The 17,489-nt window shown below is 63.9% G+C and carries 17 protein-coding genes; 9 read left to right on the forward strand and 8 right to left on the reverse strand.

All coding sequences use genetic code 11. The features are described from left to right. Positions 1–39: 39 nt before the first annotated feature. The 3 genes from NCT05_RS10670 to NCT05_RS10680 are packed head-to-tail and all read right to left on the reverse strand — an operon-like array spanning position 40 to position 2,814. On the reverse strand, positions 40–828 hold the full coding sequence (locus NCT05_RS10670; protein WP_175982710.1) for a TatD family hydrolase: 789 nt from the start codon (positions 826–828) through the stop codon (positions 40–42). Between the two features lie 26 nt (positions 829–854). Then, positions 855–1,568 (reverse strand): lipoprotein-releasing ABC transporter ATP-binding protein LolD, encoded by a 714-nt coding sequence (gene lolD, locus NCT05_RS10675; RefSeq protein WP_008341887.1) that lies wholly within the window; start codon positions 1,566–1,568, stop codon positions 855–857. After that, positions 1,561–2,814, reverse strand: coding sequence for a lipoprotein-releasing ABC transporter permease subunit (locus tag NCT05_RS10680; protein WP_033535777.1), 1,254 nt, complete (start codon positions 2,812–2,814; stop codon positions 1,561–1,563). Before NCT05_RS10680 ends, lolD begins: the two co-directional genes overlap by 8 nt. 156 nt (positions 2,815–2,970) lie before the next feature. On the opposite strand from NCT05_RS10680, the gene NCT05_RS10685 reads away from it, so the two are divergent. From NCT05_RS10685 to NCT05_RS10705, 5 genes are all read left to right on the forward strand, one after another. Continuing rightward, positions 2,971–4,065 (forward strand): hypothetical protein, encoded by a 1,095-nt coding sequence (locus NCT05_RS10685; protein WP_008341889.1) that lies wholly within the window; start codon positions 2,971–2,973, stop codon positions 4,063–4,065. A gap of 11 nt (positions 4,066–4,076) precedes the next feature. Then, positions 4,077–5,780, forward strand: coding sequence for a single-stranded-DNA-specific exonuclease RecJ (gene recJ, locus NCT05_RS10690; protein ID WP_250502237.1), 1,704 nt, complete (start codon positions 4,077–4,079; stop codon positions 5,778–5,780). An 83-nt stretch (positions 5,781–5,863) separates the two neighbouring features. After that, a protein-coding gene (prfB, locus tag NCT05_RS10695) for a peptide chain release factor 2 (protein ID WP_144403574.1) occupies positions 5,864–6,968 on the forward strand; the annotation gives its coding sequence in 2 pieces (ribosomal slippage) (positions 5,864–5,944 and positions 5,946–6,968; 1,104 coding nt in all). A gap of 76 nt (positions 6,969–7,044) precedes the next feature. Continuing rightward, positions 7,045–8,571: a lysine--tRNA ligase gene (gene lysS, locus NCT05_RS10700; RefSeq protein WP_244807434.1), complete on the forward strand. Its 1,527-nt coding sequence runs from the start codon at positions 7,045–7,047 to the stop codon at positions 8,569–8,571. Positions 8,572–8,857: 286 nt separating this feature from the next. After that, positions 8,858–9,586 carry a glycine zipper 2TM domain-containing protein gene (locus NCT05_RS10705; RefSeq protein ID WP_250458352.1) on the forward strand — a complete coding sequence of 243 codons (729 nt, stop codon included), beginning with the start codon at positions 8,858–8,860 and terminating at the stop codon, positions 9,584–9,586. Positions 9,587–9,657: 71 nt separating this feature from the next. Here NCT05_RS10705 and pssA read toward each other — a convergent pair whose 3' ends face one another. The 5 genes from pssA to NCT05_RS10730 form a co-directional block, all read right to left on the reverse strand. Next, entirely contained in the window at positions 9,658–10,524 is an 867-nt protein-coding gene (pssA, locus tag NCT05_RS10710; RefSeq protein ID WP_008341899.1) for a CDP-diacylglycerol--serine O-phosphatidyltransferase, read from the reverse strand. 13 nt (positions 10,525–10,537) lie between these two features. Beyond that, the gene (locus NCT05_RS10715) at positions 10,538–11,182 is read right to left on the reverse strand and encodes a phosphatidylserine decarboxylase (protein ID WP_034473054.1); all 645 of its coding nucleotides are present in this window, start codon (positions 11,180–11,182) and stop codon (positions 10,538–10,540) included. 106 nt (positions 11,183–11,288) lie between these two features. Further along, entirely contained in the window at positions 11,289–12,305 is a 1,017-nt protein-coding gene (gene ilvC, locus NCT05_RS10720; RefSeq protein ID WP_008341903.1) for a ketol-acid reductoisomerase, read from the reverse strand. 65 nt (positions 12,306–12,370) lie between these two features. Beyond that, entirely contained in the window at positions 12,371–12,862 is a 492-nt protein-coding gene (gene ilvN / locus NCT05_RS10725; RefSeq protein ID WP_008341906.1) for an acetolactate synthase small subunit, read from the reverse strand. A 108-nt stretch (positions 12,863–12,970) separates the two neighbouring features. Then, positions 12,971–14,734: an acetolactate synthase 3 catalytic subunit gene (locus tag NCT05_RS10730; RefSeq protein WP_008341907.1), complete on the reverse strand. Its 1,764-nt coding sequence runs from the start codon at positions 14,732–14,734 to the stop codon at positions 12,971–12,973. A gap of 422 nt (positions 14,735–15,156) precedes the next feature. Here NCT05_RS10730 and NCT05_RS10735 point away from each other — a divergent pair, with 422 nt between their 5' ends. Genes NCT05_RS10735 through NCT05_RS10750 form a run of 4 tightly spaced genes read left to right on the forward strand, consistent with a single transcriptional unit; the run spans position 15,157 to position 17,489 of the window. Then, positions 15,157–15,720 carry an RNA polymerase sigma factor gene (locus NCT05_RS10735; RefSeq protein WP_008341908.1) on the forward strand — a complete coding sequence of 188 codons (564 nt, stop codon included), beginning with the start codon at positions 15,157–15,159 and terminating at the stop codon, positions 15,718–15,720. Next, positions 15,717–16,175 (forward strand): DUF3619 family protein, encoded by a 459-nt coding sequence (locus tag NCT05_RS10740; RefSeq protein ID WP_250502238.1) that lies wholly within the window; start codon positions 15,717–15,719, stop codon positions 16,173–16,175. Before NCT05_RS10735 ends, NCT05_RS10740 begins: the two co-directional genes overlap by 4 nt. A 28-nt stretch (positions 16,176–16,203) precedes the next feature. Then, on the forward strand, positions 16,204–16,971 hold the full coding sequence (locus NCT05_RS10745; RefSeq protein WP_250439961.1) for a DUF3106 domain-containing protein: 768 nt from the start codon (positions 16,204–16,206) through the stop codon (positions 16,969–16,971). Beyond that, on the forward strand, positions 16,968–17,489 hold the full coding sequence (locus NCT05_RS10750) for an RDD family protein (protein WP_008341911.1): 522 nt from the start codon (positions 16,968–16,970) through the stop codon (positions 17,487–17,489). Before NCT05_RS10745 ends, NCT05_RS10750 begins: the two co-directional genes overlap by 4 nt.

Raw genomic sequence — 17,489 nt, forward strand, 5'->3', positions numbered from 1 at the left:
CACGGCGAACGCATGCAGCCGATGCGTCCATCGAAACGATTATGAAGAGGCGAGCGCGAGCCGTGGGAGCGCAGCGTGAGCGTTAGCCGTTGTGCCTAGGGAAAGCACGTTTTCGTCGATGCCGCGCAGTTGCGCGAGCACTTGCGCGATGCGCGCGACCTGGTCCGGCGTGTTGCGTTGCTTGTAGCGCCAGGACGGCGCGATGTCGGGCGCATCGGTTTCGAGCACGATCGCGTCGAGCGGCAGCTCCGTCGCGAGCCGGCGGATCTGCAGCGCGCGCTCGAACGTGAGATTGCCGCCGAAGCCGAGATGCATGCCTTGCGCGATGAACGCCTCGGCCTGCTGGAAACTGCCGTTGAACGCATGCGCGATGCCGCGATGAATGTCGTGCGCGCGCAAGCCCTTCAGCACCTTGTCCTGCGACTTGCGCACATGACAGATGACCGGCAGATCGAACTCGCGAGCGAGCTTCAGTTGCTCGTTGTAGAAGAACTGCTGGCGGGCGTCGTCGAGCGTCGGCACGAAGTAATCCAGCCCGATTTCGCCGATGCCCACAAAGCGCGGATCGTCCATGCTCGCTTCGATTTCCTCGCGCAGCGCGCGCAGGTCGTCTTCGTGCGCGCCCGGCGTGAAGAGCGGATGAATGCCGAGCGCGTACGCGCCGCCTTCGATGCGATGCGCCAGCGCCCGCACCGTGTCGAAGTTGAAGCGCCCGACGCCCGGAATCACGATGCGCGTCACGAGCGCATCGAGCGCGGCATCGGCGACGGCATCGCGGTCGGCATCGAATTCGCCGGCATCCAGATGACAGTGCGTATCGATCCACATGGCGGCCTCCGCGCGTCGCGAAAGATTCAGACCGGCACGACCGGCTCTTCGTGCAGCACGCCGTCGCGCAGGCGCAGGATGCGGTCGCAGCGCGCGGCGAGATCGGGATCGTGCGTGACGATCACGAAGCTCGTCTCGAGCGTGCGCGACAGCTCCAGCATCAGGTTGAAGACGGTATCGGCGGTGCCGCCGTCGAGATTGCCGGTGGGTTCGTCGGCGAGCACGCATGCGGGATGCGTGACGAGCGCCCGCGCGATCGCCACGCGCTGACGCTCGCCGCCCGACAATTCGCCCGGCCGATGCTTCGCCCGATGCCCGATGCCCACGCGCTCCAGCATGACGAGCGCTTCCTTGCGCGCGTCTTCCTCGGGCATGCGGCGGATGCGCAGCGGCATCGCGACGTTGTCGAGCGCCGTGAATTCCGGCAGCAGATGATGGAACTGATACACGAAACCGAGCGCGCGATTGCGCAGCTCGTTGCGTTCCTTTTCCTTCAGTTCGGTGAACGGCTTGCCGAGCAGCGAGACCTTGCCCGCGCTCGGTTCGTCGAGCCCGCCGAGCACATGCAGCAGCGTGCTTTTACCCGAGCCCGATGCGCCGACGATCGCGAGCTTTTCGCCCTTCATCACGTCGAGTTGCGCGTTGTTGAGCACCTGCACGTTGAAGCCGCCCTGCACGAACGTCTTCGAAATCGCCGATGCCCGCAGCACGATGTTGTTGGCCGGAATCAGATCACTCATAGCGCAGCGCCTCCGCCGGACGAACCTTCGCGCCGCGCCAGCTCGGATAGAGCGTGGCGAGCGACGACAACAAAAATGCGATGACGCCGATCTTGACGACATCGCCCGGCACGAGCTCAGACGGCAGTTCGCTGATGAAATACACCGAGGACGGCAGGAACTGCACGTTGAAAAGATGCTCGATCATCGGCACGAGCCATGGAATGCTCCACGCGATCAGACAGCCGAGCGTCACGCCGAGGGCCGTGCCGATGAAGCCGATCGTCACGCCCTGCACGACGAATATCTTCATGATCGAGCCCGGCTGCGCGCCGAGCGTGCGCAGAATGGCGATATCGGCCTGCTTATCGGTGACGGTCATCACGAGCGACGACACGAGATTGAACGCCGCTACCGCGATGATCAGCGTGAGGATGATGAACATCATGCGTTTCTCGATCTGCACGGCGGAGAACCACGTCTTGTTCTGCTGCGTCCAGTCGCGAATGTACAAATCGCCCGACAGCGTGCCCGCGAGCTGGCGCGCGACTTCGGGCGCGCGCTGCATGTCCTTCAGGCGCAGGCGCACGCCGGTCGGCGCGGGCAGGCGAAAGAGCGCTTCGGCATCGCGGATTTCGATGAGCGCGAGCGTCGAATCGTATTCGTAGTGCCCCGACTCGAAAACGCCGACGACGGTGAACTGCTTGAGGCGCGGCATCATGCCGGCCGGCGTGATGGTGCCTTCGGGCGCGACGAGCGTGATCTTGTCGCCCCGCGTCACGCCGAGGTTGGCCGCGAGATCCTTGCCGAGCACGATGCCGAACTCGCCCGGCTTCAGGTCCGTGAGCTTGCCCGCGCGCATTTCCTTGCCGATGTCGGACACTTCCGGCTCGAGCGTGGGCTCCACGCCGCGCAGCGCGACGCCGCTCACGGCGCCCTGACGCGTGAGCAGCGCCTGCGCTTCGACATAAGGCGCGGCGCCGATCACTTCCGGATTGCGCTTCGCTTCCTGCGCGGTCAGTTGCCAGTCGGGCATGGAGCCCGTCGGCGAGAAGATTTCGACGTGCGCGAGCACCGACAGCATGCGGTCGCGCACTTCCTTCTGGAAGCCGTTCATGACCGACAGCACGACGATCAGCGCGGCGACGCCGAGCGCGATGCCCGCCATCGAAACGAGCGCGATGAAGGAGATGAAGCCGTTGCCCGTGGTGCGTTTGCTGGCGCGCGTGTAGCGCCAGCCGATCTGCCATTCGTACGGAAGTTTCAAGCGATTCCTTTCTGCTGCTGTTCCAGCGTTGTTGAGTCCGGTGAAGCAAATTTGCGAAAGTTTGCCATATGTCGCGAAAGCCACGCACTGGCAGCCTTCGTCCGCGAGGCGGGAACGGCGCGCCGAGCCTGATCGGAGAAGGCGCTTTGCCCTACAATGCCGAGCATCATGCCCGTTCATCATCTCCATCTCCTGTTGCCGTTCGCCCTGCCTTCGGCCGCGGACGCCGCCACCGCCCTGCACGGACTGGAGAGCGCGGCGCTCGACAAGCTGCTCGCCCGCGCCACGCTCGAAGAACGCGTCATCGGCGAGGATTTTCAGCGCACGCTGCCGCACGAACGCTGGATCGCGCGCCGCTTCGGCGCGGTGACGCCCGCCGATCAGCGCTATGCCGACGACGCCCCGCTCGCGCCCTTCATGCTGCTCGCCGACGGCGGCACGCCCGGCGATGCGCTCTGGGCCTGCATCGAGCCGGTTCATGTCCGTATCGCGCACGATCATCTCGTATTGATCGATCCCGACACGCTCGGCGTGCACACGGAAGAAGCGCGCGCCCTGCTCCAGACCGCGCGGCCGGTGATCGAAGCGCTCGGCGTGACGCTGCAAGCGCCGACGCCATTACGCTGGTACGTGTCGGGTGAAGCGCTGGGCGCGCTCGCGGGCGCATCGCCGTTGCGCGCGACCGGGCGCAACATCGAAATCTGGCTGCCGCACGAGGCCCGCACCGGCGATCGCTCGCGCGCGTGGATGAAGCTGCAGAACGAAGTGCAGATGGCATGGTTCGAACATCCGCTGAATCTGGAACGCGAATCGCGCGGCCTGCCTGCGATCAATTCGATCTGGCTCCACGGACAAGGCGCGATGCGGCCCGTGCAAAGCCCGTTCGCGCGCGTGATGTCCGATGCGGCCGCGACGCGCGGTCTCGCGCTCGCTTCCGGCGTGAAGCCGTCGATGCCGCCGGCGTCGTTTGCCTCGCTCTCGAAAGACGACGCGCAGGACGCGACGCTCGTCGAGCTCGATGCGTTCTCCGCGCCGTTCATCGAACAGGATTGGGCGCGCTGGAACGATGCGCTCAAGGCGCTGGAAAACGCGTGGTTCGCGCCCGCGCTGCAGGCGCTTCTCGACGGCTCGCTCGGCCGCCTGAGTCTCACGCTTTGCGGCGATACCGGCTCGGTCACGCTCTCGGTCACGCGCGCCGATCTGCGCAAGTTCTGGCGGCGCCGTCCGATCGCGGCGCTCTTCATCGAATAAGGCACTTTGCAATGACGCGAATCGTTACGCGCGCTTCTTCTCCCGCCGATGCCGAAGCGCTGATGCGCCACGGCCTGCATCCCGTCATCGCGCGTCTTTACGCATCGCGCGGCGTGACTTCTCCCGATGAAGTCGAAACCGAATTCAAGCGCCTGCACGCGCCCGCCGGCCTGAAAGGCTGCGACGCCGCCGCCGTCGTGCTCGCCGATGCGCTCGCCTCGGGACAGCGCATGCTCGTCGTCGCGGACTACGATTGCGACGGCGCGACCGCATGCGCCGTCGCCGTGCGCGGGCTGCGGATGTTCGGCGCGAACATCGACTATCTGGTTCCGAACCGCTTCGAATACGGCTACGGGCTGACGCCGGAAATCGTCGAGCTGGCGTCGCGTTCGAAGAGCGGCCTGCCGGATCTGCTCATCACGGTCGATAACGGCATCGCGAGCGTCGATGGCGTCGCGGCGGCGAACGCGCTCGGCATCGACGTGCTCGTCACCGATCATCACCTGCCCGGCGACGAGCTGCCCGCCGCGCGCGCGATCGTCAATCCGAATCAGCCGGGCTGCGCGTTTCCGAGCAAGTGCATCGCGGGTGTCGGCGTCATGTTCTACGTGCTGCTCGCGTTGCGCGCGGAGTTGCGGCGGCGCGGCGCTTATGCCGATGGCACACCCGAGCCGCGTCTCGATGGCCTGCTCGATCTCGTCGCGCTCGGCACCGTCGCCGATGTCGTGAAGCTCGACTGCAACAACCGCATTCTTGTCGCGCAAGGCCTGAAGCGGATTCGCTCGGGCCGCATGCAGCCGGGCATCGCCGCGCTCTTTCGCGCCGCCGGCCGCGATGCGCGCGCGGCGTCGGGTTTCGATCTCGGCTTTGCACTCGGGCCGCGCCTCAACGCGGCGGGACGGCTGTCGGACATGTCGCTCGGCATCGAATGCCTGACGACCGACGATGTCGGCCGCGCCTGGGAGCTCGCGCAGCAACTCGATTCGATGAACCGCGAGCGTCGCGAAATCGAAGCCGGCATGCAGCAGCAGGCGCTCGCCGAATTGCAGACGATCGATCCGGGCGAGCGCGCCACGCTCACGCTCTACGACGCGAGCTGGCATCAGGGCGTGATCGGCATTGTCGCGGGGCGGCTGAAGGAGCGGTTTCATCGGCCATCGTTCACGTTCGCGCACGCCGACGACAGCGGTACGCTCAGCAAGGGCTCCGGCCGCTCCATTCCGGGCTTTCATCTGCGCGACGCCGTCGATCTGATCGCCAAACGCGAGCCCGGCCTCATCCACAAGTTCGGCGGACACGCAATGGCCGCGGGCCTGACGCTTTCCACCGCCGACATCCCGCGCTTCACCGCCGCGTTCGAAGCGATCGGGCGCGAATGGCTGACGGCCGAAGCGCTGTCGCGCACCGTCGAAACCGATGGCGAACTCGAAGACGCGTACTTCACGCCGCAATTCGTCGAAATGCTCGACGCCGCCGTCTGGGGACAGGGCTTTCCCGCGCCGACCTTCTCCGGCGAGTTCGAAGTCGCGTCGCAGGCGCTCGTGAAGGACAAGCATCTGAAGCTGTCACTGTTGCGCGGGCGGCAGCGTTTCAACGCGATCTGGTTCAACCACGTCGATCCGCTGCCGCCGCGCGCGACCGTCGCGTACCGGCTCGTCAGCGATTCGTGGAATGGCGTCGCGCGGGTGCAGCTGATCGTGGAGCACGCGGGCTGAGCGGCCCGCCGCGCACCCCGAAGGCCGGGGAAACCCTGTCGATCGGCTATAATTTCATCTTTTTACGAAGCCGAAGATCGACAATGGAAGCGGAACGTCTCAACGCGATCGAAAGCCTTCTGGCCGACCTGCGCCGCCGCGCGGGCGAGCTACGGGGGTATCTTTGACTACGACGCCAAGTCCGCGCGTCTAGCCGAAGTCAATAAGGAACTCGAAGACCCGAACGTCTGGAACGACTCGAAGAACGCCCAGGCGCTCGGTCGCGAAAAGAAGCTGCTCGACGGCGTGGTCTCCGCACTCACCGCCCTCGACAACGACCTGCGCGACGCGGACGAACTGTTCGGCATGGCGCGCGAGGAAAACGACGAGGACACGCTCGTCGCATCCGAATCCGATGCGGATGCGCTGCGCCTGCGCGTCGAAGACATGGAATTCCGCCGGATGTTCTCGAACCCGGCCGACCCGAACAACTGCTTCATCGACATCCAGGCGGGCGCGGGCGGCACCGAAGCGTGCGACTGGGCGTCCATGCTGCTGCGCCAGTACCTGCGCTACTGCGAACGCAAGGGCTTCAAGACCGAAGTGCTCGAAGAGTCCGAAGGCGACGTCGCGGGCATCAAGAGCGCGACGATCAAGGTCGAAGGCGAATACGCATACGGCTATCTGCGCACCGAAACCGGCATTCACCGCCTCGTGCGCAAGTCGCCGTTCGACTCGTCGGGTGGGCGTCACACGTCGTTTTCGTCGGTGTTCGTGTATCCGGAAATCGACGATTCGATCGAGATCGAGATCAATCCCGCCGATATCCGCACGGACACGTATCGCGCGTCCGGCGCGGGCGGCCAGCACATCAACAAGACCGACTCCGCCGTGCGACTCACGCACGCGCCGACGGGCATCGTCGTGCAGTGCCAGAACGACCGCTCACAGCACCGCAATCGCGCGGAAGCCATGCAAATGCTCAAGGCGCGTCTCTACGAATTCGAGATGCGCAAGCGTCAGGCCGAGCAAGACAAGCTCGAATCGAGCAAGACCGACGTGGGCTGGGGCCATCAGATCCGCTCCTACGTGCTCGACCAGAGCCGCGTGAAGGACTTGCGCACCAACGTGGAAATGAGCAACACGCGCGCCGTGCTCGACGGCGACCTCGACGACTTCATCAGCGCGAGTCTGAAACAGGGCGTTTGATTCGCCGACGCGGGTATCTACTTCGATATCCGCGTTTTCAATTCAGCCCGCCTCGCATCAAAAAGCCACAATCATCATGACCGAACCGATTCAACCGGGCGCCGCTCCCGAACTGGAAGAGAACCAGATCATCGCCGAGCGGCGCGACAAGCTGCGCGCGATGCGCGAGCAAGGCATCGCCTATCCGAACGACTTCCGCCCGACGCATCAGGCCGCCGCGCTGCAGAGCGACTACGCCGAAACGGATAAAGACGCGCTCGAAGCGAATCCCCTGCCCGTCGCGATCGCCGGCCGGATGATGTTGAAGCGCGTGATGGGCAAGGCGAGCTTCGCGACGGTTCAGGATGGCAGCGGCCAGATCCAGTTCTTCGTGACGCCCGCGGACGTCGGCGCCGAAACCTACGACGCATTCAAGAAGTGGGATCTGGGCGATATCGTCGCCGCCAAGGGCGTGTTGTTCCGCACGAACAAGGGCGAGCTGTCGGTGCGCTGCACGGAGTTGCGTCTGCTCTCGAAGGCGCTGCGTCCGCTGCCGGACAAGTTCCACGGCCTCGCCGATCAGGAAACGCGCTATCGCCAGCGCTATGTCGATCTGATCGTCACGCCGGAATCGCGCAAGACCTTCATGGCGCGCACGAAAGCCGTCACGTCGATCCGCAATTTCATGGCGCAGGCGAGCTTCATGGAAGTCGAAACGCCGATGCTCCACCCCATTCCCGGCGGCGCGGCGGCCAAGCCGTTCACCACGCATCACAACGCGCTCGACATGCAAATGTTCCTGCGCATCGCGCCCGAGCTGTATCTGAAGCGGCTGATCGTCGGCGGTTTCGAGCGCGTGTTCGAGATCAACCGTAACTTCCGGAACGAAGGCGTGTCGCCGCGTCACAATCCGGAGTTCACGATGATGGAGTTCTACGCCGCGTACACCGATTACCGCTGGCTGATGGACTTCACCGAGCAACTGATCCGCCAGGCCGCGATCGATGCGCTCGGCACCGCCACCATCACGTATCAGGGGCGCGAGCTTGATTTGAGCAAGCCGTTCCATCGTCTGACGATCAATCAGGCGATTCAGAAGTACGCGCCGCAATACACCGACGCGCAGTTGTCCGATGCCGCGTTCCTGCGCACGGAACTGAAGAAGTTCGGTGTGGATACGACGCAGCCCGCGTTCCTCAACGCCGGTCTCGGTTCGCTGCAGCTCGCGCTGTTCGAAGAGACGGCGGAATCGCAATTGTGGGAGCCGACGTACATTGTCGATTATCCGATCGAAGTGTCCCCGCTCGCGCGTGCGTCGGATTCGGTGCCGGGCATCACCGAGCGTTTCGAGCTCTTTATAACGGGCCGCGAAATCGCCAACGGCTTCTCGGAGCTGAACGATCCGGAGGATCAGGCCGCGCGCTTCCAGAAGCAGGTCGACCAGAAGGACGCCGGCGACGAAGAAGCGATGTACTTCGACGCCGATTACATCCGCGCGCTCGAATACGGCATGCCGCCGACGGGCGGTTGCGGCATCGGCATCGACCGTCTGGTGATGCTGCTGACCGACAGCCCGAGTATTCGCGACGTGATTCTGTTCCCGCATCTGCGTCGCGAGGACTGAGCTTTCGCCTCGGTTTTCAGCGAAAAAAGCGCGCCTTTCGAGGCGCCTTTTTTTTCGATGGAACGATCGTTGTTGTAACCGCTGGTAAAAATTTCAAGCCGTATTCGGCCCGGAAGGGCGCAGAGCCGCGAGCCATCGCGATTGGCATTGCTCCTGCTTTCCTCGAAAGAGACAAGCTCCGCAAATTTGTTACACGCCGAAAAAGCGGAAAGTCGGCGCTTCCCCGAGAATGGGCGTAATCGCCGACATCGGTAGCGGCAGTTCGCCTCGAAACGGAGGTTCGATAATGGATAACGGAACCAGCAAACTCGGCACGTCACCCTCTTCCGGCAGCGCTCACCCGCCGCAGCGGCGTCTGCATCCGCTCATCGCCACGGCGGCGGGCGCAGTCATCGTCGCGAGCCTCGTGGCTACCGCCGCGATGACGGGACTGTTCCCGAGAGCATCGAGCAATTCCTCGCAGAACCCGCAGACACAGACGGCGGCGGTCGCGCAGCAGCCAGTAGTCGATTCCGCCGCGCCGAGCCCGGCGCAGCAGCAAGCCGCCGCTCAACAGCAGGCGGCGCAGCAACAAGCCGCCCAGCAACAGCAAGCGGCACAGCAGCAGGCGCAACCGGCCCCGGCGCAGCCACGACCCGCGCAGCCATCGTATGCGCAGCAACCGCCGCAGCATCCGGCGTATTGCTCGACGTGCGGCACCGTCGAGTCGATTTCGGCCGTCAAGCATGAAGGCCGCGGCACCGGCATCGGCGCGGTCGGCGGCGCGGTGGCGGGCGGCGTCGTTGGCAATCAGTTCGGCCGTGGCGGCGGGCGCACGGCGATGACGCTGCTCGGCGCGCTCGGCGGCGGTCTGGCCGGCAATTCGGTCGAAAAGCATATCCGCAGCGAAACCGATTACTCGGTGCACGTGCGGATGGAAAACGGCAAGACTCGGACCTTCACGTACAAGAATCCGCCGCCGTTCCAGCAAGGCGAGCGCGTGCATATTCAGAACGGCACGCTGGTCGCGGGTTGATCGGCGCGCAAAAAGCAAAAAGGCGGCGAACCTCATCGGTTGCCGCCTTTTTTGTTTGAAAGCGTCGAGGCCTAGTGTTCCCGCTGCGAACTGCGCGCGGGATTCGGCCGTCCGCGTATCGCAAGATAGCCCCACCAGATATAGCCCGAGAAGCCGTACAGCACGAACAGGCAGAACAGCATGACCGGCGGATCCGACGACACCAGCACGAACGCCACCACGATCAGCAACACGCCCGCGAACGGCACGCGATAGCGCACGTCGAGCGCCTTGCCGCTGTAGAACGGCGCGTTCGATACCATCGTCACGCCGGCGTAGATGGTCAGCGCAAACGCGACCCACGGCAGCCACACGAGCTTGAGCGGCACGCGATTGTCGGTCGCGAGCCAGACGAAACCGGCGATCAGCGCAGCCGCGGCCGGTGACGGCAAGCCCTGGAAGTACCGCTTGTCGACCACGCCGACGTTTGTATTGAAGCGCGCGAGCCGCAGCGCCGCGCCCGAGCAGTAGACGAACGCGGCGAGCCAGCCCCAGCGCCCGAGATCCTTCAACACCCATTCGTACATGACGAGCGCCGGCGCGACGCCGAACGACACCATGTCCGAAAGGCTGTCGAACTGCTCGCCGAACGCGCTCTGCGTGTGCGTCATGCGCGCGACGCGTCCGTCCATGCCATCGAGCACCATCGCGACGAAAATGGCGATGGCCGCGATCTCGAACCGCACGTTCATCGCCTGAACGACGGCGAAGAAGCCGCAAAAAAGCGCGGCCGTGGTAAACGCGTTGGGCAGCAGGTAAATGCCGCGTTTTCTGAGGAACTGCTGCCGCTTCGCGCGCCGCGTCTCCACGGCGCCGACGTCCTGCGCGGCCTTGTTGCGGCGGAACGCGCGCGGAGGCGTCGCGTTCGCGCGATTACGGCGCGGTTTGAATGCCGCCATCGAATCCTCCGCGTTATTCCGCGAATTCGGCGAGGATCGTCGACGAAGCCGAAACCTTCTCGCCGATCGACACGCGCGGCCGGCTGCCAACCGGCAGATACACGTCGACACGCGAGCCGAAGCGAATGAAGCCGTAGCGCTGGCCGCGCGTGAGCGGCTCGCCCACATGCACGTAGCAGAGAATGCGTCGCGCGATGAGGCCCGCGATCTGCACCGACGTCACGGTATGCCCGCCCGCCGTCTGCAGCACGACCGCGTTGCGCTCGTTCTCGGTCGACGCTTTATCGACGGCCGCGTTCAAATACGCGCCCGGAAAGTACTGCACCTTCGTGATGGCGCCGTCCACCGGCGAGCGCTGCGAGTGTACGTTGAACACGTTCATGAACACGCTGATCTTGAGCGCTTCGCGGCCCACGTACGGATCGTGCGCGGTTTCGACCGCGACGATGCGGCCATCCGCCGGACACAGCACCGCGTTGGGCTGGGTCGGAATCGGGCGGGCCGGATCGCGGAAGAACTGGACGACGAAAATCACGATCAGCCAGAAGATCCAGGCGAAGCCAAAGCCGCCGATCGCCTGCACGAGGATGGCGACGACAGCCGCGATGGCGATGAACGGCCAGCCTTCGCGGGCAATGATCGGATGAGGATAGTTCATGAACGAGTTCTGTGTTTTATAAAAACCGTAGGATAGCAAAAGCCGCCCGGCGCACAGGGCATCCGGGCGGCTTTCGATGCAGCAAAAAGCGTGACTAGCGAAAGATTTAGTTCTTCGACTGGTCGACGAGCTTGTTCTTCGCGATCCACGGCATCATCGCGCGCAGCTTCTCGCCGACTTGCTCGATCTGATGCTCCGAAGTCAGACGGCGGCGCGATTGCAGCGTCGGCGCACCCGCGCGGTTCTCGATGATGAAGCTCTTCGCGTATTCGCCCGTCTGGATGTCCTTCAGCACGGCCTTCATCGCCTTCTTCGTCTCTTCCGTGACGATGCGCGGACCCGTCACGTATTCGCCATATTCGGCGTTGTTCGAGATCGAGTAGTTCATGTTGGCGATGCCGCCTTCGTAGATCAGGTCGACGATCAGTTTCAGTTCGTGCAGGCACTCGAAGTACGCCATTTCCGGCGCGTAGCCGGCTTCCACCAGCGTTTCGAAGCCGGCCTTGATCAGGTCGACGGTGCCGCCGCACAGCACGGCCTGCTCGCCGAACAGGTCGGTTTCGGTTTCTTCACGGAAGTTCGTTTCGATGATGCCCGCGCGGCCGCCGCCGTTCGCCACCGCATACGACAGCGCCACGTCGCGCGCGGAGCCGGACTTGTCCTGCGCCACGGCGACCAGGTGCGGCACGCCGCCGCCTTGCGTGTACGTGTTGCGCACGGTGTGGCCCGGCGCCTTCGGCGCGATCATGATGACGTCCAGATCGGCGCGCGGGATCACCTGACCGTAGTGCACGTTGAAGCCGTGCGCGAACGCGAGCGCCGCGCCCTGCTTGGCGTTGTCATGCACTTCGTTCTTGTAGACTTCAGCGATCTGCTCGTCCGGCAGCAGCATCATGACCACGTCCGCGCCCTTCACGGCTTCGGCCACTTCCTTCACCTTGAGGCCCGCGTTCTCGGCCTTGCTCCACGATGCGCCGCCCTTACGCAGGCCGACCGTCACGTTCACGCCGCTTTCTTTCAGGTTGAGCGCGTGTGCATGGCCTTGCGAGCCATAACCGATGATGGTGACTTGCTTGCCCTTGATGAGGGAGAGGTCGGCGTCCTTGTCGTAGAAAACTTTCATGGTGGTTCCTTGATCGTGCGTTGAATTTGGTTGCGCTACTTTGCTTCGTTTTGACTGGAAAGGCGTCAGACCTTGAGAATCCGCTCGCCCCGGCCGATGCCTGAGCTGCCCGTGCGAACCGTTTCGAGGATCGCCGTGGCGTCGAGCGCCTGGATGAACGCGTCGAGCTTGTCGGACGCGCCCGTCAGTTCCATCGTGTAGGTCTTCTCGGTCACGTCGATGATGCGGCCGCGGAAGATATCCGCCATGCGCTTCATTTCTTCGCGTTCCTTGCCGACCGCCCTTACCTTGATGAGCATCAGCTCGCGCTCGATGTGGGCGCCCTCTGTCAGGTCGACCACTTTCACCACCTCGATCAGGCGGTTCAGGTGCTTCGTGATCTGTTCGATCACGTCGTCCGAGCCAATGGAGACGATGGTCAGCCGCGACAGCGAACTGTCTTCGGTCGGCGCCACCGTCAGCGTTTCGATGTTATAGCCGCGTGCCGAAAAGAGCCCGACGACGCGCGATAACGCGCCCGGTTCGTTCTCCAGCAAAACGGAGATGATGTGTTTCATTGTCTTTTCCCGAATGTGTCCAGAAGAGGCGTTCGTCCGAAAAACCCGCGCGCGTCACATGTCCTTTGTGAAGACAGGCGCGCGCGGGCCTCGCGAGTCGAAGCCGCGTTATAGATCCTCAGACCCGAGCAGCATTTCCGTGATGCCTTTGCCTGCCTGCACCATCGGGAATACGTTTTCGGTGGGATCGGTCTGGAAGTCGAGAAATACGGTGCGATCCTTCAGGCGCAGCGCTTCCTTCAGCGCCGGCTCGACGTCCGCGGTCTTTTCGACGCGAATGCCGACGTGACCGTACGCCTCAGCGAGCTTCACGAAGTCGGGCAGCGCGTCCATGTACGAACTGGAATAGCGCTTCTTGTATTCGATCTGCTGCCACTGGCGCACCATGCCGAGATAGCGGTTGTTCAGCGAGATGATCTTGACGGGCGTGTTGTACTGCTTGCACGTCGAGAGCTCCTGAATGCACATCTGGATCGAGCCTTCGCCCGTGATGCAGACCACTTCGTCGTCCGGATAGGCCATCTTCACGCCCATCGCCGCCGGCAGGCCGAAGCCCATCGTGCCGAGACCGCCCGAGTTGATCCAGCGGCGCGGCTTGTTGAACGGATAGAACTGCGCCGCCCACATCTGATGCTGGCCGACATCGGAACACACGAACGCGTTGCCGTCGGTCAGTTCCCAGAGCTTTTCGACGACGTACTGCGGCTTGATGATCTCGCTCTTGCGGTCGTAGGACAGGCAATCCTTCGAGCGCCAGCCTTCGATCTCGTCCCACCACTTCGCGAGCGCCTGCGTGTCCGGGCCGTGCTCGGCGTGCTGAAGCTGCTCGATGAGCTCCTTGAGCACTTCCTTCACGTCGCCGACGATGGGGATATCCACCTTCACGCGCTTGGAAATGGACGACGGGTCGACGTCGATATGGATGATCTTGCGCGGCGACGACGCGAAGTGCTTCGGATCGCCGATCACGCGGTCGTCGAAGCGCGCGCCGATGGCGATCAGCACGTCGCAGTTCTGCATCGCCATGTTGGCTTCGTACGTGCCGTGCATGCCGAGCATGCCGAGGAACTTCTTGTCCGATGCGCGATAGCCGCCGAGGCCCATCAGCGTGTTGGTGACGGGATAGCCGAGCAGATCGGCGAACTGGTTCAGCTCGCGCGATGCATCGGCGAGGATGATGCCGCCGCCGGTATAGATGTACGGGCGCTTCGCCGACAGCAGAAGCTGCACCGCCTTGCGGATCTGGCCCGAATGGCCCTTCGTGACCGGATTGTACGAACGCAGCGACACGCTCTTGACCGGCTCGTACTTGCACGGCGCCTTCGACACGTCCTTCGGAATGTCGATCAGCACCGGGCCGGGACGGCCGGTACGCGCGATGTAGAACGCTTTCTTGACGGTCTCGGCCAAGTCGCGCACGTCCTTCACGAGGAAGTTGTGCTTCACGCATGGACGCGTGATGCCGACGGTGTCGCACTCCTGGAATGCGTCGAGACCGATGGCCGCGGTCGGAACCTGCCCGCTGATGACGACGAGCGGAATCGAATCCATGTAGGCCGTGGCGATGCCGGTGACGGCATTGGTGACGCCCGGGCCCGAGGTCACGAGACACACGCCGACGTTGCCGGTCGAGCGCGAATACGCGTCGGCGGCGTGCACGGCGGCCTGCTCGTGGCGCACGAGAATGTGCTGAATCTGGTCTTGCTTGTACAGCTCGTCGTAGATGTAGAGTACCGAGCCGCCGGGATAGCCCCAAATGAACTCGACGTTCTCATCGGCCAATGCGCGCATGAGCACGGTGGCGCCGATGGAGTCAGCTTCGTGAGGAGGAGTCGTATCCGACGTGGAGAATTCCGCGCTGGGCATGTTCATTCATCACCTTTCGAATTTTCGGCAAAAAATTGATCGGGTGCTCTCTGCCGGGCTTGTGGCTCGGGTTCAAGCGGCGCGTCTAGGTTTGACTGGCGTGCTTCTTGGGCTCGCCTCAAAGCAGACATTTCACTGATGATGCGAGTCAGAAAATGTAACAGCGGCGCGCGCGGGCGGTCAAGCAAAAAGTTACCGAACGCGGCGTGCGCGCTGATTTTGCGCCGTTGCGGTGCGAAAGTTCCTTCCGTGGAGAGGCTGTCCGGGGGGCATTCGACCGGTCGAGTGCAGGCGGCAAATGGCAACAAAAGCTCTCATCCGCTCCGGATGCGGCGAAACTTTGCTAGGATTCGCAGGTTTTCCTAGAACTCCACGATCCTCATCGACGCAACTTCGGACGCAGCTTCGTTGCGCCGGGTCCCCAACGGATGGCATCAGACAAGGAACTCGCCGACTTCCTGGCGGGCGTCGAAAGACGCGCGTTCAAGCAAACCGTGTACACCGTTCGCGACGACGACGCGGCGCTCGACATCGTGCAGGACGCGATGATCAAGCTGGCGGAAAAATACGGCGACCGGCCTGCATCCGAGCTTCCCCTTTTATTCCAGCGTATCCTTCAGAACGCGACGCATGATTATTTCCGTCGCCAGAAGGTGCGCAACACCTGGGTCAGCCTGTTTTCGTCCTTCGGCAATGCGGACGACGACGAATTCGACCCGCTCGAAACCCTCGAATCCGAGGACGGCGCGGCGGGCAGCGAGAGCAGCGAAAACCGTCTGGAGCGCGAGCAGGTATTGAATCTGATCGACGCCGAAATCCAGAAACTGCCCGCGCGTCAACGAGAAGCTTTTCTCATGCGTTACTGGGAGGATATGGATGTCGCCGAGACGGCCGCCGCGATGGGATGCTCCGAGGGTAGCGTGAAGACGCACTGTTCACGCGCTACGCATGCACTCGCGCAAGCCCTGAAAGCCAAAGGGATCACGCTATGAGTTCCACTCTTGAAACGAAGGAAAACGAGTTCGCGCTGAAAGTCGTGCGCGCACTCGATGAAAGCACGTTGAACATTCCGGCTGCCGCCGTCGACCGGCTGCGCGATGCGCGCCGCGCCGCGATCGCGCGCAAGAAGCCGGAGAAGGTGGCCGTCGCGATGACCGCGCCCGCCTTCGCGCCCGCCTTCGCTCCGGCGTTCGCCGGAGGCACGCTCGACGCGGGCGGCGCCGATAACGGCCGCGGCGCAAAAGGGCTGCTCGCGCGGCTCGGCGGCCTCGGACTCGCGTGGCCGCTCGCGGCGCTCGTCATCGGGATTGCGGGCATCGCGTATTGGGAAGATCAGCAGCGCAAGGCGGAACTGGCCGACATCGACGCGGCCATGATGAGCGACAGCCTGCCCATCGACGCCTATCTGGATCACGGTTTCAACGCGTATCTGACGCGCAATCATTAAGCACTGAAAACAGCGGGGGAATTTCCGGGTGAGTTACAAGCGCGGTCTCGCGATTGTCTTTAGTTGCGCGATTGCGGGTCTGGTTGCGTTCGCCGCGACTTATCCGCGCTTTTATTCCACCGCCGCAGCGCCGTCGTCCGCCGCCGCGCCGAGCGGCAGTTCCGGCACGCCCGCCGATTCGAACGCATCGCCGCTCGCGGCGCTGTCGTCCGACAGCCCGATCTCCTGGAGTCATCTCACCGAAGCGCAGCACGTTGCGCTCGCGCCCTTCGCCACGCAGTGGGACTCGTTCTCCGACGAGCGCAAGAAAAAGTGGCTCAGGATCGCGTCGCGGTTCCATCGGATGTCGCCCGACGCGCAGAAGCATCTGCATCAGCGCATGGAAGAATGGGTGCGGCTCACGCCCGACCAGCGCAAGGTCGCGCGCGAGAACTATCAGGTTTCGAAGTCGGTGCCGCTCGAAAAGCGCGAGAAGGCGTGGGACGCGTATCAGAAGCTCTCGGAAGAACAGAAGAAAAAGCTGGCCGCGAGCGAGCACACGCGCCGTCCGACAATCGTTTCCGCGCCGCCCACCGGCAAGACGGAAGTGAAGGACATCAACCGGCTCGTCGCGGCGCGCGAGCAGGGACACGTCGGCGGCCACGCGGACGGCAGTTCGGCGGCGGCGGCCGCGCCGGCAGTGCCCGTTTCCGGCGCGCCGGCGCAACCCGCCATTCCGAACGCGGCGAGCATCGTGCCGGCCACGCCGATTCCGGTATCGCCGCAGCAGGCGCCTTCGATGTACAACGGCTCGTGAGCGCGCAGCCGGCAGTGGCCACCGTCGATCCGATGCGCGCGCCCACACTGCGCCGCCGGCTCGCGACGATGCTCTACGAAGGCGTCATTCTCTTCGGCGTCGTGTTCCTCGCCGGTTATCTCTTCAGCACGCTCACGCAGCAACGCAACGGCCTCACGCATCACAACTGGCTGATGTCGTGGATCGGCATCGTCCTCGCGGCTTACTTCGTGTATTTCTGGACGCACGGCGGCCAGACCCTGCCGATGAAAACCTGGCGCCTCAAACTCGTCGATGCGCGCGGGCAACCCGTCAAACCCGCCCGCGCGCTCGCGCGCTACGCGCTCGCGTGGCTGTGGTTCCTGCCGCCGCTCGCGCTGCACCCGCTCTTCTCGCTCGCCGTGCCGCAGACGCTCGCCGTCTTCGCCGCGTGGGTCGCGCTGTGGGCCGCCGCCGTGTGGCTTGATCCGGCGCGTCAATTTCTCCATGACCGCCTCGCCGGCACGCGCATCGTTCCCGCGCAATCCGTTGTCAAGTAA

This window comes from Caballeronia sp. AZ7_KS35 (assembly GCF_023631045.1).
GTDB classification, from domain to species: domain Bacteria; phylum Pseudomonadota; class Gammaproteobacteria; order Burkholderiales; family Burkholderiaceae; genus Caballeronia; species Caballeronia zhejiangensis.

Coding starts and splice junctions, on each gene's coding strand:
- NCT05_RS10670 (WP_175982710.1), bottom strand. CDS start 828: ATGTGGATCGATACGCACTGTCATCTGGATGCCGGCGAATTCGATGCC.
- lolD (WP_008341887.1), bottom strand. CDS start 1,568: ATGAGTGATCTGATTCCGGCCAACAACATCGTGCTGCGGGCATCGGCG.
- NCT05_RS10685 (WP_008341889.1), top strand. CDS start 2,971: ATGCCGAGCATCATGCCCGTTCATCATCTCCATCTCCTGTTGCCGTTC.
- recJ (WP_250502237.1), top strand. CDS start 4,077: ATGACGCGAATCGTTACGCGCGCTTCTTCTCCCGCCGATGCCGAAGCG.
- lysS (WP_244807434.1), top strand. CDS start 7,045: ATGACCGAACCGATTCAACCGGGCGCCGCTCCCGAACTGGAAGAGAAC.
- NCT05_RS10705 (WP_250458352.1), top strand. CDS start 8,858: ATGGATAACGGAACCAGCAAACTCGGCACGTCACCCTCTTCCGGCAGC.
- pssA (WP_008341899.1), bottom strand. CDS start 10,524: ATGGCGGCATTCAAACCGCGCCGTAATCGCGCGAACGCGACGCCTCCG.
- NCT05_RS10715 (WP_034473054.1), bottom strand. CDS start 11,182: ATGAACTATCCTCATCCGATCATTGCCCGCGAAGGCTGGCCGTTCATC.
- ilvC (WP_008341903.1), bottom strand. CDS start 12,305: ATGAAAGTTTTCTACGACAAGGACGCCGACCTCTCCCTCATCAAGGGC.
- ilvN (WP_008341906.1), bottom strand. CDS start 12,862: ATGAAACACATCATCTCCGTTTTGCTGGAGAACGAACCGGGCGCGTTA.
- NCT05_RS10730 (WP_008341907.1), bottom strand. CDS start 14,734: ATGAACATGCCCAGCGCGGAATTCTCCACGTCGGATACGACTCCTCCT.
- NCT05_RS10735 (WP_008341908.1), top strand. CDS start 15,157: ATGGCATCAGACAAGGAACTCGCCGACTTCCTGGCGGGCGTCGAAAGA.
- NCT05_RS10740 (WP_250502238.1), top strand. CDS start 15,717: ATGAGTTCCACTCTTGAAACGAAGGAAAACGAGTTCGCGCTGAAAGTC.